The following is a 13,973-nucleotide window of genomic DNA, read 5'->3' as shown; positions in this document are numbered from 1 at the left end:
AGGAAGCTGTGAAAGCGTCCGGGGCGGGGCCTGAAGCCGCTCTGTACGCCGGAGGCGATAGAGTGAACCGGGATTAACCGACCACGCTTTGAAGGAGTCAACGTTGACTGCTGAACCGCCCAAACTGCCGGAACTCGCCGACGGCGACTTCTACTACCAGGACCTGGGCGGCGGCCGCTTCCGCTCCACCATCCACGCCCAAGGGGCCTGGAACGCCCACGAACAGCACATGGCCCCGGCGTCGGGACTCCTGGCCGACCGGCTGGACCGGCACGAACCCCGGGACGACATGCGGATGGCCAGGCTCAGCTACGAGATCCTGGGACTGATCCCGGGCGGTGAATTTGACGTCGTCACCACGACCCTTCGCCCGGGTCGCACCATCGAGCTGCTGCAGGCTGAGCTGGTGGCGGCCGGGCGCGTTGCCATCAGGGTGACGGCCTGGCGCATGATCACCAGCGATACGTCCGCGGTGGCCGCCGTCGAGGATGGCATGATCCCGTCGCCGGACGAATGCAAGCCCTACGACGGCGCGAGCGTGTGGCCGGGAGGGTACATCCGCTCCCTGGAAATGAGGGTGGCAGAAGGTCACCGGCCCGGCGCCGGGAAGGTGTGGCTGCGCACGGACCATCCGCTGACGGACGGTAACGACAGCACGGACACGGCACGGCTGATGGGGCTGGTGGACACCGCCAACGGAATTGCCGCGCGGGTTCCTCCGGGCAAGGACAGCTACGCGTTCCCCAACCTCGACCTCCAGATCCACATGTACCGGCGGCCGGAAGGCGAGTGGCTGGGACTGGACAACGCCGTGTCCTTCGGCGCTGACGGCATCGGCCTCACCTCGACCGTGCTCCACGACCTGTCCGGCCCCTTCGGACGGGCGGAACAGATCCTCACGCTGCGGAAGAGCTGACCGCTGGCTGCCTGGTGACCATTGGCTGCCTAGTGGAAGACCAGCCAGCCCGCCAGCGTGGCGAGGGCGGTCAGGAGGGCGCCCCACGCAATGTCCACGACGATGAGCTGCAGCGGCCACGTCTTGAGCGTCGCCGCGTTGGTGAGGTCGTACGTTGCGTAGGCGAAGGCGCCCAGCGCCGCCCCGTGGCCGACGGCGGTCAGCCAGGTGCCGCCGTCGAGCGCGGGCCGCAGGGCAAAGAAAACGATGCCCGCAATGTAAATCAAATAGAACGCCACGGCGTACCCTAGATTGGGCCGGTCAGCCAGCAATTCACCGATGTGGCTGCGGTAGAACGGGTTCATGAACTTGAGCCACAGGGCGTCGATCACGGCGAAGGCAGCCGCGACGACCAGGAATTGCAACATGACCATAAGGGAGCTTAGCAACATGCAGCAGGCCGGGGCTGATTCACGGACTCTGACCCTCGTCCGGCAGGAGCAGTCCCTCGGCGCCGTCCGGGACCTTGATTTCGGGATCGAGCTCCTCGGCAAGGCCAGGGCCGGGGACATCGGGCCAACCCTTAGGCTGTACCGGCCAGCGCCCACTGTTGCCTTCGGCCAGCGGGACACCCGCCTGCCCGGCTTCGGCGCCGCCGCCCAGGCGTGCCGCGACCTGGGGTTCGAACCGCTGATCCGCAAGGCGGGAGGCCGCGCCGCCGCGTACCACGAAGGCACCCTCATCATTGACCACGTAGAGCCGCACAGCGATGCGATCGCCGGAGCCAAAGGCCGTTTCGCCTTTTTCGGTGAAATGCTGGCGGGGGCCCTGCAGGGCGTGGGCGTGCACGCCGCCGTCGGAGAGATCCCGGGGGAGTACTGCCCGGGTGAGTACAGCGTCCACGGGTTCGCCCCGGACGCCCCTGCGCACCGGGTCAAGCTGGTGGGCACAGCCCAGCGTGTGGTGTCCGGCGCCTGGCTGTTCAGCTCCGTCGTCGTGGTGGAGAACTCGGGGCCTATCCGCGAGGTGCTCACGGCCAGTTATGCGGCCCTCGGGCTCGACTGGGATCCTGCGACGGCCGGTGCGGTCAACGACCTCGTGCCCGGCCTTGACGTGCAGGCTATCGAGGACGCGGTGGTCCGCACCTACGCGGGCTACGCCACGATGGGCCAGGCGGACTTCAGCAGCCTTAGCGCGTAGCGGCTGCACGGGTCTCTTCGGCGCGCTCCGTCCGCGGCCGATCAGGTGGTCTGCTATTCCGTGGCTGCAGGGATCTGGCAGATCATGAGGACGTTGCCGTCCGGGTCCCGGAAGTTGAACCACTGGTCGTCGTTGACGTCCGTGAGTTCCACGCCCCGGGTTGTCATGAATGCGTGGGCCTCGTGGATATCGGCGGCGTTGAAGTGGAATGCAGGAACCTGGAAGACGGCGCCGGGGGAGTAGATCCTGCTGTCCAGGACGAGGCCGGCCCCCTCCATGGGGAGGATGTACAGATGGTCCAGCAGGACCTTCCCATCGGCGGGCACGCCCAATATGCCGCAATACCAGTCGCGGGCTTCCTCGATATCGCTGACGGGGACAAAGACGGTGCCGATCTGCGGGGAAACTGGATTCACAGCAATCCTTTGGAACGCGGGAAGGAGCTCGGACTGGAACGCGCCGGACCGGCTATCGCCGGAAGCGCCGCCGGGCCCGGATTTTTCGTACCCTGACGTGTCGATTTCAAACGCTGAGGAGAGGACGATTAAGTAACAGCCGCTGAAAAGGAGGTCGGTGATGTGCTATTCATCGCGGGCGGATTTTGGCTGGGACACCCGAAAGGATACCGTCCGAAAGCCTGAGGCGCACCGGGAACCGGTGCCGCCGGAAGCTGCGCCCGGGAAACCGCTGTCTGTGGACCATCCGGAACACCGGAGCCACGCGGACGAGACCAGGCTGTGGGCCTTTCTGGCCCGCCGCAAGGAACCCCGCCGCAAGGAAGCCCACGCCCCCACGCCGATGCAGGACCGGATCGGCGAAAAGGTCTGAGTCGCCGGAGGGCGTGAAGCCGCCGGAAGCCTGCGACAGCAACGGCACGGAAACAGTGAAGGCACCGGTCTCCGGTGCCTTCACTGTTGAATCTTCAGCCCTACGCGGCGAGCCTGCTCTTGACCTCGGCTGCGGACGGGTTCGTCGCAGCGGTACCGTCCGGGAACAGAACGGTGGGGACCGTACGGTTGCCGCCGTTGATCTGCTCCACGAGCTCGGCCGTGCCGTCGACCTCTTCGATGTTGATCTCGGTGTAGCCGATGCCCTGGGCGTCCAGCTGTTTCTTCAGCCGGTTGCAGTAGCCGCACCAGGTGGTCGAGAACATGGTGATGGTGCCGTCTTCGGGGGTAAAGTCCACGGGCTCTCCTCGGATTGATATGGTGCTGTCGGTTTCCTTCCCCACAACCGTAACCCGGGCACCGGTATTCCCCAGCCTCTGTTGCAATGGCATGCTGGTGCCATGTGTGGACGTTACGTCATGGCCCGGGCAGTGGGGGACCTGCTGGCCGAATTCGACGCCGAACTTGAGAACGAAACCGAAATCCCGCCGTCGTGGAACGTTGCGCCCACGGACGGCGCGCCCATCGTCCTGGAACGGCTCATCGACGGCGACACGGTCCGCCAGTTGCACGTCGCACGCTGGGGTCTTGTGCCGTCCTGGGCGAAAAGCCCGGCGATCGGCGCGAAGATGATCAATGCCAGGAGCGAGTCGGTCCTCGAGAGGCCGGCGTTCCGCAAGGCGGTGCAGTCACGGCGCTGCGCAGTCCCGGCCGACGGCTACTACGAATGGAAGCAGGGCGAGGGCCGCAGCAAGCAGCCGTACTACGTCCACCCCCGGGACGAGTCCGCCATTGCCTTCGCCGGACTGTACGAGTGGTGGAAGGACCCGTCCGTGCCGCCGGGTGAAGCCGCCCAGTGGATGCTGTCGATGTCCATCATGACGGCGGACTCGCCGCCGGCGGGAACAGAAGGCACGGTGTTCGCCGAACTTACGGCGCTCCACGACCGCGTCCCGCTGCCGATGAGCCGCGACACGCTGGCAGCCTGGCTGGACCCACAGGTGGATGACGCCGCCGGCCTGGTGGACCTCGTCCGGTCCGGCGTGAAGGAGGTTGCCGCCGGCTGGCGGGTGGACTCCGTGGGCAAGGCCGTGGGAAACGTCCGCAACAACTCGCCCGAGCTCATCGAGCCGGTGGAGGCGCTTTTCTGACGCTGCAATCAGACGGTGACCCGGCCGCCGTCGTCCACTGTCCAGGTGGGGTTGAACGCAATCTCCCAGCGGAAGCCGTCCGGATCGGCGAAGTATCCGGTGTAGCCGCCCCAGGGCTGGGTCTTGGGAGGGGCCACGACGGCGGCGCCGGCGGACTCTGCCTGTGCCATCACCTGGTCCACCTGCTCGGAGCCGCCCACGTTGTGGCTGAGCGTGATGCAGGGAACGGCGGCGGGAGCGTCGACGGCGGCCTCGGACTGCATCTGTCCGGCATCCCACAGGGAGAGGATCAGGCCGTGGTTGGCCTGGATAAAGATCACCTCGCCGGGAACCTCGCGGTGGACCGGCCAGCCCAGACCGTCCACATAGAAGCGCCGGGAGGCGGCCACGCTGCGCACTCCCAATGAAATAAAATCGACTCTGGGCTGCATGGTTCGATACTGTCATGATCATGCCCACAAATCACGGAGACGAGAAAAATGCCCAGGCTGACCGGGAACAGCTCGCCGCCGTGCGGGTCGCGGTGGATGAGGTGGACGAGCAGATCGTCACGCTGATTGCCCGCCGTGAGCGCCTGATCCGCATCGCGGGAACGCTGAAGGGCGACGACGCCGAAGTGCGGGCCCCGGGGCGCGTGGAGCGGGTCATCGAGCACGTGCGCCTGGCCGCCGAGAAAAAAGAAATCGACCCGGACATCGTGGAAACCACGTACCGGGCCATGATCTCGAAGTTCATCGAGCTTGAGATGAAAATCCACAACGACAACAGCTGATCAGTTGTCTCTGGCTGTAGCCGTTTTCTGGCGGCGGCCGGTTTCAGGCCTCAGACAGGCGCGCCGAGGCGCGGGGCCGGCTGATCGGGCTGCTGCCCGGTGCCGCACGCGGGGGCGCTGACCCTCTAGAGCTTCTCCTCAACGGGCACGCCGGACTGGAATTCCCGCCCGTCGGCCTCGCTGAACGCGGACATGAGGTGGCTCTTGTCGAGCCCCAGTACCGTGCTCATGGGGAAGTTGCCTGTGATGGTGTTGCCCGAGTGCTCAACGCTGCTGAGGTCGAAGTTCTCCTCCGTGCCGTCATGGCTGAAGGAGTAGATCGAGACCGCCTCGCCGTTCATGAACTCGATTCCCAGCCTCCGTTGATGTGAATAATCCGGAGTGGCAGCCACGAGCCCCACCACGAAGGCGCCCGATGCTGGAATGTTGCCGTCGATATCGAACTTGGCCACCAATGTGCTTTCTTTGGCGGCGATGCTTACCTGCTTCAGGAGCGCGTCATTGGAACTCATGGGACCATCCTGCCCTGTGAGCCGCCGTCCGTCCACACCCATCTAGGTTTTGTCTGCGGCCCGGCGTAGACTGGAACTATTCGAATACATATTCGAATTACTGTGTAAATTCTGCTGCGTATTTTCTGCAGGATGAGATTGGTATCCGGAGGCACCCATGGGAACGTTCAGCGAGTCTGTTGACGTCGTCTGCGCGCCTACCGGTGAGCCGGCGGAGCTTCGGTGGGGCGGCAGGGAGTACCGGGTCTGTGCTGAACCCTTGCGCTGGTACGAGCGCCGCCAGTGGTGGGCCGAAGAACGGCGTGCACCACTGGGGAGCGGCCCCGGGCTTGTAGACCATGAGATCTGGCGGGTGCAGGTCATGCCTGCAGGCAGAAGTACCCCGACTGAAGCTCCGGCTGCAGAACCGACGGAACCACTAACCCTTGACCTGGTGCGGCATACCGGCAGCGGACGCTGGCGGCTGCTCCGCATCCACGACGCCCTCCGGCCAAAAGACGCACTCCAACACAAATCAGCATGAGCTTCACTCACCTACACGTTTCCACCGCCTTCAGTGCCCACTATGGTGTCTCCTGGCCAGATGAACTCGCCCAGGCTGCAGCCGCCCAGGGCGCAACTGCCCTCGGGTGCACGGACCGGGACGGCCTGTATGGCACCGTCAAACACCTCAAGGCATGCATGGCTGCAGGGATTGACCCAGTGGTCGGCGTGGACCTGTCGGTGTTCGACGACGACGGGGACCACGAGGACGGGTTGCCTGATGCCCGGGTTTCCAAAACACGGTTCTCGGCAGACCGCGTCACCGGGCGTGTCGTGGTGCTTGCGCACGGACACAATAACGGCGCAGGATACAAGGCACTGTGCCGGCTGATCTCCGACGCCCATGCCCGCACCACGGGCAAGGCTGGGGGAACGGTACCCGTTGCCGTCACCAGGGCGGAACTCGCCTCCCGCGTCCTGGACCCGGAAACCCTGAAACCGGTGCTCACCGTTCTGTTGGGCCCGGATTCCGACGTCGGCCTGGCACTCGGCGGCCGGCGGTACCTCCGGCCACGCACCCTGTTCAAGGGTTGGCTGGACGCCATGCCGGCAGGAAGCATCGCAGCAGAGATCGTCACCCACCTCAGTGCACCTGGGGAGCCCCTAAGCACGGCCCATGCGGTCCGCATGCTCAAACTGGCCCAGGAGTACAGCGTGCCGGCCGTACTTACCAACGCAGTCCGTTACTGCGAGGAGGACGGGGCTGCCACCGCAGACGTCCTGGATTCCGCCCGCACGCTGAAGTCTCTTCCCGAGCTCTGCGCCGCGCCGCTGCTCCAGCCGAATGGGCAGGGCTGGCTGAAAACCCCGGACCAAATGGTGGAGCTGGGCAAGGAAATTATCCACGCCGCCGGCTACGGGACCGCCGATCTCCAGGTGCTGCTCGCGCAGACAGAGGCGCTCGCTGACCGTTGCCGCATGGACCCCGAGTCTGACATGGGCTGGAAGCAGCCAGTGGTCCCCGAGGCCGCCGTCATCGGCATTGAAGGGGATCCGCTGGCGGAACTGGCCCAACGCTGCGAGGCCGGAATTGCGCGGCGATTCCCCGGCATCTCCGGGAAGGCGGAAGCCGACATGCGCTCCCGGCTGCAGCATGAGCTGAAGATCATCGCCCGCCTTGGCTTTGCCTCCTACTTCCTCACCGTGGCCGAGGTCTCCCGCATGATCCTGGACATGGGCGTGCGGGCGGCGGCACGGGGATCGGGGGCCTCCAGCCTGGTCAACTACCTAATCGACATCAGCCAGGTAAACCCCCTCCAGCATGACTTGATCTTCGAACGCTTCCTCTCCGGCGACCGGTCCACGCTGCCTGACATCGACATTGACGTGGAAAGTGCGGAGCGGCACAACGTCTACCGGAAGATCTTTGACCGGTTCGGCTCCCAGCGCGTCACGCTGATGAGCATGCAGAACGGCTACCGCGCTCGCGGTGCGGTGCGTGACGCCGGCATGGCTTTGGGGATGGACGACGGCGATGTCGGCGAGATTGCCAAACAGCTGTGGCGCTTCTCGGCGCGGAAGTTCCGGGAGGCCCTGGAGGAAAAACCGGAACTCCGCGAGTTCGCCGGACGGGTGGAACAGCGGAACTTCTCCGAGAACCAGCAGCTGGACCTGCTGGTGGACCTCACCGAACGGCTTGACCGCTTGCCGCGCCACATCTCCATGCACCCCTGCGGGGTGATCCTCGGAGATGCCACCCTGCTGGACCGGACCCCCGTCCAGCCCAGCGGCCTTGGCCTGCCCATGAGCCAGTTCGACAAACATGACATGGACCCCATGGGCATGCTGAAACTGGATGTCCTGGGAGTCAGGATGCAAAGCGCCATGGCCTTTGCCGTGCGGGAGATCATCCGCATCCATCCCTCCAAGGCAGAAGTAGTGGCTGCCGGAGCCCATCCCGTCGGCCCTGCCGGCAACGGACCGGACTATATCAACGAAGGCGGCCTGATCGACCTCAATGCCGTGCCCCTGGATGATGAGCCGACGTATGAGCTGATCAGAAGCACCCATACGCTGGGATGCTTCCAGATCGAGTCACCGGGCCAGCGGGAACTGGTGGGCAAGATGGCCCCGCGTGAATTCAACGACCTCATCATCGACATCTCACTGTTCCGCCCCGGCCCCATGAAATCGGACATGGTGCGGCCCTTCCTCGAACACAGGCACGGCTTCGCGCCGGAGACCTACCCGCACCCGGACCTGAAACCGGTACTTCAAGAAACCCACGGGGTGACGGTCTTCCATGAGCAGATCCTGCGGACCTTTGACGTGATGACAGGCTGCGGGCTGGCAAAAGCCGACGAGTTCCGCAGGGCCCTAAGCAACGAAGTGAAGGAAGGCCAGGTTGAGGAGTTTTTCCGCCGCGAGGCAAAAGCCAGGGGGTATCAGCCGGACGTCGTGGACAAGGTCTGGGGCACCCTGAAATCGTTCGCCAGTTTCGGGTTCTGCAAAGCCCACGGCGCCGCCTTCGCCGTGCCCACTTACCAGTCGGCCTGGCTGAAGGCCCACCATCCGGAGGCGTTTCTCGCGGGCCTGTGGGAACACGATCCCGGGATGTACCCCAAGCGCCTTCTCGTTGCCGAAGCACGCCGCATGGGCATCCCCATCCTTCCGCTGGACATCAACCGCAGCGGGGCTGAGTACAGGGTGGAGCGGGTCGCGGACGGCCCCGACCAGGGAAAGCTGGGCATCCGGCTGAGCCTCAATGGCATTTTCGGGCTGTCCGGTTCTGAACTGAAGCGGATCGTTGCCGGCCAGCCCTATGACTCCCTGGCGGACCTGAGGGCACGCTCCAGGCTGAGCAAGCCCAGCATCAAGCGGCTCGCCCAACTGGGTGCCTTTGACGCACTGCACCGGGAATCAGGCGGGACAGCCAACCGGGCAGACCTTGTCCACCACCTGCAGAGCCTGCAGAGCAAGCCGGCAAAGAAAGGCGCCGACATCATTGAGGGTCAGCTTGCGCTGCCGCTTGGGGATGTCGAACTGCGGAACGTTAAGGCAGGGCTGCCGGAGCCCACCACTGTGGAGAACGTCCGGGCGGAACTTGACCTGATGGCGGTTGACGTCAGCGAACACCTGATGTCCAGCCACCGGCCGCTCCTGGACCGGCTTGGCGTCACCACGGCCGACAAACTGCTGGGGCTGCGCAACGGCACGGAGGTCCTGGTGGCCGGCGTCCGGATCGCCACCCAGACCCCGCCCATGCGCGGCGGCAGGCGGGTGGTCTTCATCAGCATCGACGACGGCACCGGGTGTGTGGATTCAGTGTTCTTCCACGAGGCGCAGGAACATGCCGGTCCGCTGCTGTTCGGCACCCGGCTGCTGCTGATCAGGGGAACCACCCGGCGGACCGGTCCGCGCGGCATCAGCCTCAGCGCCAGCATGGCCTGGGACCTCAGCCAGGTGGACACCCTGCCGTTCCCTGAAGGCGGTGAGCCTGCCGGCCAGGAGGACATCAGGCAGCCGGGACCCCTGGAAGGCATCAGCAGGAACCTGGCCATCACAGGCCTGGGAAGCTGACCCGCCGTCCCGGTTTCCATTTGGCTCCGCAGTGTTCCACCTGGCCGCCGCCGTGGCGCTTTGGCTCGCCACTTGAGCAACAGATAACATTGACGAGGCTGGCTGTGGTCCCCGTACGCCACAAGCTACGAAGCCTGAACTTTGAATAGGAGACACCCGTGTCAGATGCCCAGCAGATCACCCTCATCGTCGATGGCGAAGAAATGAAGGTGACTACCGGGACCACCGGCGCGGAACTCTTCTTTGAGCGCCGCGACGTCGTTGTGGCCCGTGTCGACGGCGAACTCAAGGACCTGGACCAGCCTCTTCCCGAGGGTGCCGAGGTTGAGGGCGTCACCATCGATTCCCCCGACGGGCTCAATGTGCTGCGCCACTCCACCGCCCACGTCATGGCCCAGGCCGTGCAGCAGCTGCGCCCGGATGCAAAACTGGGCATCGGTCCCTACATCACTGACGGGTTCTACTTCGATTTCAACGTCGAGGAGCCCTTCACCCCGGAAGACCTGAAGACCCTGGAAAAGATGATGCTCAAGATCATCAACCAGAACCAGAAGTTCGTCCGCCGCGTGGTGTCCGAGGAGGAGGCCCGCGTGGCGATGAAGGACGAGCCGTACAAGCTCGAACTCCTGGGCAAGAAGAACGACGCCGCAGACTCCGGTGAAGGCGTCAATGTCGAAGTGGGCGCCGGCGACATCACCATCTATGACAACGTCGACCGCAAGAGCGGGGACAGCGTCTGGTGCGACCTGTGCCGCGGCCCCCACCTGCCCAACACCAAGCTCATCTCCAACGCCTTCGCGCTGACCCGGTCCTCGGCCGCGTACTGGCTGGGAAACCAGAACAACCAGCAGCTGCAGCGCATCTACGGCACCGCGTGGCCCACCAAGGACGCCCTGAAGGCGTACCAGGAACGCATCGCCGAGGCCGAGCGCCGGGACCACCGGAAGCTCGGCGCCGAGCTGGATCTGTTCTCCTTCCCTGACGAGCTGGGCTCGGGCCTGCCGGTCTTCCACCCCAAGGGCGGCATTATCCGCAAGGCCATGGAGGACTATTCCAGGCAGCGCCACGTGGACGCCGGCTACGAGTTCGTCTATACGCCGCACATCACCAAGGGGCACCTCTACGAGGTATCCGGCCACCTCGACTGGTACCGGGACGGCATGTTCCCCGCGATGCACATTGACGCGGAACTGAACGAGGACGGCACCGTGCGCAAGCCCGGCCAGGACTACTACCTGAAGCCGATGAACTGCCCCATGCACAACCTGATCTTCCGTTCCCGCGGCCGGTCCTACCGCGAACTGCCGCTGCGGCTGTTCGAATTCGGCTCCGTCTACCGCTACGAGAAGTCCGGCGTGGTCCACGGCCTGACCCGCGTGCGGGGAATGACACAGGACGACGCCCACATCTACTGCACCCGCGAGCAGATGAAGGACGAGCTCACCACCACGCTGAACTTCGTCCTCGGCCTGCTCAAGGACTACGGCCTGGACGACTTCTACCTCGAGCTGTCCACCAAGAACGAGGACAAGTTCGTCGGCGACGACGCCACCTGGGAGGAAGCCACCCGCACCCTGGCCGAAGTGGCAGAGGCCTCCGGGCTGGAGCTCGTTCCGGACCCGGGCGGAGCCGCGTTCTACGGGCCCAAGATCTCGGTCCAGGCGAAGGACGCCCTGGGACGAACCTGGCAGATGTCCACGATCCAGCTCGACTTCAACCTGCCTGAGCGCTTCGAACTGGAGTTCCAGGCCGCCGACGGCACCCGCCAGCGCCCGGTCATGATCCACCGGGCCCTGTTCGGCTCAGTGGAGCGGTTCATGGGCGTCCTCACCGAGCATTACGCCGGTGCCTTCCCGGCCTGGCTTGCTCCCGTGCAGGTGGTGGGCATCCCGGTGGCGGAGGCCTTCAACGACTACATGTTCGACGTCGTCGACAAGCTCAAGGCTGCCGGCATCCGCGCCGAGGTGGACATCTCCTCGGACCGCTTCCCCAAGAAGATTCGCACGGCCAGCAAGGACAAGATCCCGTTCGTGCTGATCGCCGGCGGTGAGGACGCCGAAGCCGGTGCCGTCTCCTTCCGGTTCCGGGACGGCAGCCAGGACAACGGCGTGCCCGTGGCCGAGGCTGTCCAGCGGATCGTGGACGCCGTCCGCAACCGGACCAGCTAGCCGCGGCGGAGGGGGCACACGTGCAGGAGAACACAGGGTCGGGCTATCCGGGCGACGCGGAAGTAACGGACGATTTTGGCCTCGCCGGCGTTCCGGATGCCTTCCAGCGGCTGTGGACTCCGCACCGTATGGCCTACATCAAGGGCGGGCAGCACCAGTTCAAGGACCAGGACGACTGCCCGTTCTGCATTGCGCCCGCGCGCAGCGATGAGGCATCGCTCATCGTCTGCCGCGGACGCACGAGTTATGTGGTGCTCAACCTGTTCCCCTACAACCCCGGCCACCTGCTGGTGTGCCCGTACCGCCACGTCCCCGATTACACGGACCTGACGGTGGAGGAGACGGCCGAATTCGCCGAGCTGACGCAGACCGCCATGCGGGTGCTGCGTAAGGTGGCGAATCCCGGCGGCTTCAACCTGGGTATGAACCAGGGGGTCGTGGGCGGGGCCGGCATCGCGGGCCACCTGCATCAGCACATTGTGCCGCGCTGGGGCGGGGATGGAAACTTTTTCCCGATCATCGCCCAGACCAAGGCGATCACCCAGACCCTCGACGAGGTCCGCCAGCAGGTCGCCGACGCCTGGCCCGGGGAGACGCATGCTGAATAGGCATGCCCGCGGGTTCTTCACCGCGCTGTTCACCCCCCTTGCACGCTGGCTTCTGAAAATGGGCGTCTCGCCGGACGCCATCACCATTGTGGGAACTGCCGGCGTGGTGGTCGGGGCCCTGGTGTTCTATCCGTTGGGCCAGCTGTTCTGGGGAACCGTCTTCATTACGGCGTTCATCTTCTCCGACGTCATCGACGGCATCATGGCCCGGATGCAGAACCTTGGCGGCCGCTGGGGCAACTTCCTGGACTCCAGCCTGGACCGGCTGGCGGACGGTGCCCTCTTTGCCGGCCTGGCCATCTGGTTTTTCACCGGCGGTGCGGATACCCCCATAGCCATTGCCGCCGTCGTCTGCCTTGTCCTTGGCATGGTGGTCTCCTACGTCCGGGCGAAGGCCGAATCCCTCGGCTTCAAGGCGAACGTGGGCATTGCCGAACGTGCCGAACGGCTGGTTTCCGTCCTGGTGATCACCGGCCTGACCGGTGCCGGACTGCCGCCCGTGGTGCTGCTGGCGACCCTGGTGCTGCTGGCCGCGGCGAGCCTGGTCACGGTGGTCCAGCGCGTCCTGGCCGTGCGCGTCCAGTCGCTGGAAGACTCCGAACAAACCTGATTAAGCCGGGCCGCCGCGGTGGGACTAGTATTAGGACTGCCCGGTCAATGGATCCGGTAATCCGGTGTGTGCAAAAACGGCATGTCCGTGCCGCCTGCACTGCCGGCGAAGGTCATCTAGCTACCCATAGGGGTTTTTGTGTCTACACCTGATGTAAGCAACGAAGCCGGCTCGTCCGCCAACAGCGTGACGGGCAGCAACCGCGTCAAGCGCGGCATGGCGGAGATGCTCAAGGGCGGCGTCATCATGGACGTCGTCAACGTCGAGCAGGCCCGCATCGCCGAAGACGCCGGTGCCGTTGCCGTCATGGCGCTCGAACGCGTCCCGGCCGACATCCGCGCCCAGGGCGGCGTGTCCCGCATGTCCGATCCGGACATGATCGATCAGATCATCGACGCCGTGTCCATCCCGGTCATGGCCAAGGCCCGCATCGGCCACTTCGTCGAGGCCCAGATCCTGCAGTCCCTCGGCGTCGACTATATCGACGAGTCCGAGGTCTTGACCCCGGCCGACTACACGAACCACATCGACAAGTGGAACTTCACCGTTCCCTTCGTCTGCGGCGCCACCAACCTCGGTGAGGCCCTGCGCCGCATCAACGAGGGCGCGGCCATGATCCGCTCCAAGGGCGAGGCCGGCACCGGCGACGTCTCCAACGCCACCACGCACATGCGCCAGATCCGCGCCGAGATCAAGAAGCTCGCCGCCCTGCCCGAGGACGAGCTGTACGTCGCGGCCAAGGAACTGCAGGCCCCGTACGAACTGGTCAAGGAAGTTGCCGCCACCGGCAAGCTCCCGGTGGTGCTGTTCACCGCCGGCGGCATCGCCACCCCGGCCGACGCCGCGATGATGATGCAGCTCGGCGCCGACGGCGTATTCGTCGGTTCCGGCATCTTCAAGTCCGGCAACCCGGCCCAGCGTGCCGCCGCCGTCGTGAAGGCCACCACCTTCTTCGATGACCCGGACGTCATCGCCAAGGCCTCCCGCGGCTTGGGCGAGGCCATGGTCGGCATCAACGTCGACGAGATCCCCCAGCCGCACCGCCTCGCCGAGCGCGGCTGGTAACAGCACGTAATTAATAACGACGGCGGCCGGTCACCTTCCAAGG

The 13,973-nt window shown here is 65.3% G+C and carries 16 protein-coding genes; 11 read left to right on the top strand and 5 right to left on the bottom strand.

Features of this window, described 5'->3' with window-relative positions; translation table 11 throughout:
* Nucleotides 1–103: 103 nt before the first annotated feature.
* On the top strand, nt 104–916 hold the full coding sequence (locus ACFQ50_RS20400; protein ID WP_377997444.1) for a thioesterase family protein: 813 nt from the start codon (nt 104–106) through the stop codon (nt 914–916).
* A 29-nt stretch (nt 917–945) separates the two neighbouring features.
* Here the strand turns inward: ACFQ50_RS20400 and ACFQ50_RS20395 are convergent, their stop codons facing one another.
* Nucleotides 946–1,323: a DUF2177 family protein gene (locus tag ACFQ50_RS20395; RefSeq protein ID WP_377997443.1), complete on the bottom strand. Its 378-nt coding sequence runs from the start codon at nt 1,321–1,323 to the stop codon at nt 946–948.
* Between ACFQ50_RS20395 and ACFQ50_RS20390 the strand changes: the two genes are divergently transcribed.
* Nucleotides 1,322–2,095: a biotin/lipoate A/B protein ligase family protein gene (locus ACFQ50_RS20390; protein ID WP_377997442.1), complete on the top strand. Its 774-nt coding sequence runs from the start codon at nt 1,322–1,324 to the stop codon at nt 2,093–2,095. The genes ACFQ50_RS20395 and ACFQ50_RS20390 overlap by 2 nt on opposite strands.
* A gap of 53 nt (nt 2,096–2,148) precedes the next feature.
* On the opposite strand, the gene ACFQ50_RS20385 is transcribed toward ACFQ50_RS20390, so the two are convergent.
* Nucleotides 2,149–2,511, bottom strand: coding sequence for a VOC family protein (locus tag ACFQ50_RS20385; RefSeq protein ID WP_377997441.1), 363 nt, complete (start codon nt 2,509–2,511; stop codon nt 2,149–2,151).
* Nucleotides 2,512–2,671: 160 nt separating this feature from the next.
* On the opposite strand from ACFQ50_RS20385, the gene ACFQ50_RS20380 reads away from it, so the two are divergent.
* Complete coding sequence (locus tag ACFQ50_RS20380; protein WP_377997440.1) at nt 2,672–2,923, top strand: hypothetical protein; 252 nt, start codon at nt 2,672–2,674, stop codon at nt 2,921–2,923.
* A gap of 100 nt (nt 2,924–3,023) precedes the next feature.
* Here the strand turns inward: ACFQ50_RS20380 and ACFQ50_RS20375 are convergent, their stop codons facing one another.
* On the bottom strand, nt 3,024–3,281 hold the full coding sequence (locus ACFQ50_RS20375; protein WP_078028863.1) for a mycoredoxin: 258 nt from the start codon (nt 3,279–3,281) through the stop codon (nt 3,024–3,026).
* A gap of 102 nt (nt 3,282–3,383) precedes the next feature.
* On the opposite strand from ACFQ50_RS20375, the gene ACFQ50_RS20370 reads away from it, so the two are divergent.
* Nucleotides 3,384–4,133, top strand: coding sequence for an SOS response-associated peptidase (locus ACFQ50_RS20370; protein WP_377997439.1), 750 nt, complete (start codon nt 3,384–3,386; stop codon nt 4,131–4,133).
* A gap of 8 nt (nt 4,134–4,141) precedes the next feature.
* Here ACFQ50_RS20370 and ACFQ50_RS20365 read toward each other — a convergent pair whose 3' ends face one another.
* Complete coding sequence (locus tag ACFQ50_RS20365) at nt 4,142–4,564, bottom strand: VOC family protein (RefSeq protein ID WP_377997438.1); 423 nt, start codon at nt 4,562–4,564, stop codon at nt 4,142–4,144.
* A 14-nt stretch (nt 4,565–4,578) separates the two neighbouring features.
* Between ACFQ50_RS20365 and ACFQ50_RS20360 the strand changes: the two genes are divergently transcribed.
* On the top strand, nt 4,579–4,905 hold the full coding sequence (locus ACFQ50_RS20360) for a chorismate mutase (protein WP_111905387.1): 327 nt from the start codon (nt 4,579–4,581) through the stop codon (nt 4,903–4,905).
* A gap of 125 nt (nt 4,906–5,030) precedes the next feature.
* Here ACFQ50_RS20360 and ACFQ50_RS20355 read toward each other — a convergent pair whose 3' ends face one another.
* Nucleotides 5,031–5,417, bottom strand: coding sequence for a hypothetical protein (locus ACFQ50_RS20355; RefSeq protein WP_003800653.1), 387 nt, complete (start codon nt 5,415–5,417; stop codon nt 5,031–5,033).
* Between the two features lie 157 nt (nt 5,418–5,574).
* Here ACFQ50_RS20355 and ACFQ50_RS20350 point away from each other — a divergent pair, with 157 nt between their 5' ends.
* The 6 genes from ACFQ50_RS20350 (at nt 5,575) to pdxS (ending at nt 13,930) form a co-directional block, all read left to right on the top strand.
* Nucleotides 5,575–5,940, top strand: coding sequence for a DUF6504 family protein (locus ACFQ50_RS20350; RefSeq protein WP_377997437.1), 366 nt, complete (start codon nt 5,575–5,577; stop codon nt 5,938–5,940).
* Nucleotides 5,937–9,479, top strand: a complete 3,543-nt coding sequence (locus ACFQ50_RS20345) for a DNA polymerase III subunit alpha (RefSeq protein WP_377997436.1) — start codon at nt 5,937–5,939, stop codon at nt 9,477–9,479. The genes ACFQ50_RS20350 and ACFQ50_RS20345 overlap by 4 nt, the downstream gene beginning before the upstream one ends.
* Nucleotides 9,480–9,682: 203 nt before the next feature.
* A complete protein-coding gene (thrS, locus tag ACFQ50_RS20340; protein ID WP_377997464.1) occupies nt 9,683–11,647 on the top strand; it encodes a threonine--tRNA ligase in 1,965 nt (654 codons plus the stop codon).
* Between the two features lie 20 nt (nt 11,648–11,667).
* Nucleotides 11,668–12,255 (top strand): HIT family protein, encoded by a 588-nt coding sequence (locus ACFQ50_RS20335; RefSeq protein WP_377997435.1) that lies wholly within the window; start codon nt 11,668–11,670, stop codon nt 12,253–12,255.
* Nucleotides 12,245–12,865: a phosphatidylinositol phosphate synthase gene (gene pgsA, locus ACFQ50_RS20330; RefSeq protein ID WP_377997434.1), complete on the top strand. Its 621-nt coding sequence runs from the start codon at nt 12,245–12,247 to the stop codon at nt 12,863–12,865. Before ACFQ50_RS20335 ends, pgsA begins: the two co-directional genes overlap by 11 nt.
* 138 nt (nt 12,866–13,003) lie before the next feature.
* The gene (gene pdxS, locus ACFQ50_RS20325) at nt 13,004–13,930 is read left to right on the top strand and encodes a pyridoxal 5'-phosphate synthase lyase subunit PdxS (RefSeq protein WP_377997433.1); all 927 of its coding nucleotides are present in this window, start codon (nt 13,004–13,006) and stop codon (nt 13,928–13,930) included.
* The last annotated feature ends 43 nt before the right edge of the window (nt 13,931–13,973 follow it).

Origin of the sequence: Arthrobacter sp. NPDC056493 (genome assembly GCF_042795115.1) — a bacterium.
In the GTDB taxonomy this organism is placed as follows: domain Bacteria; phylum Actinomycetota; class Actinomycetes; order Actinomycetales; family Micrococcaceae; genus Arthrobacter.
This window is presented reverse-complemented; position numbering and strand designations above follow the sequence as displayed.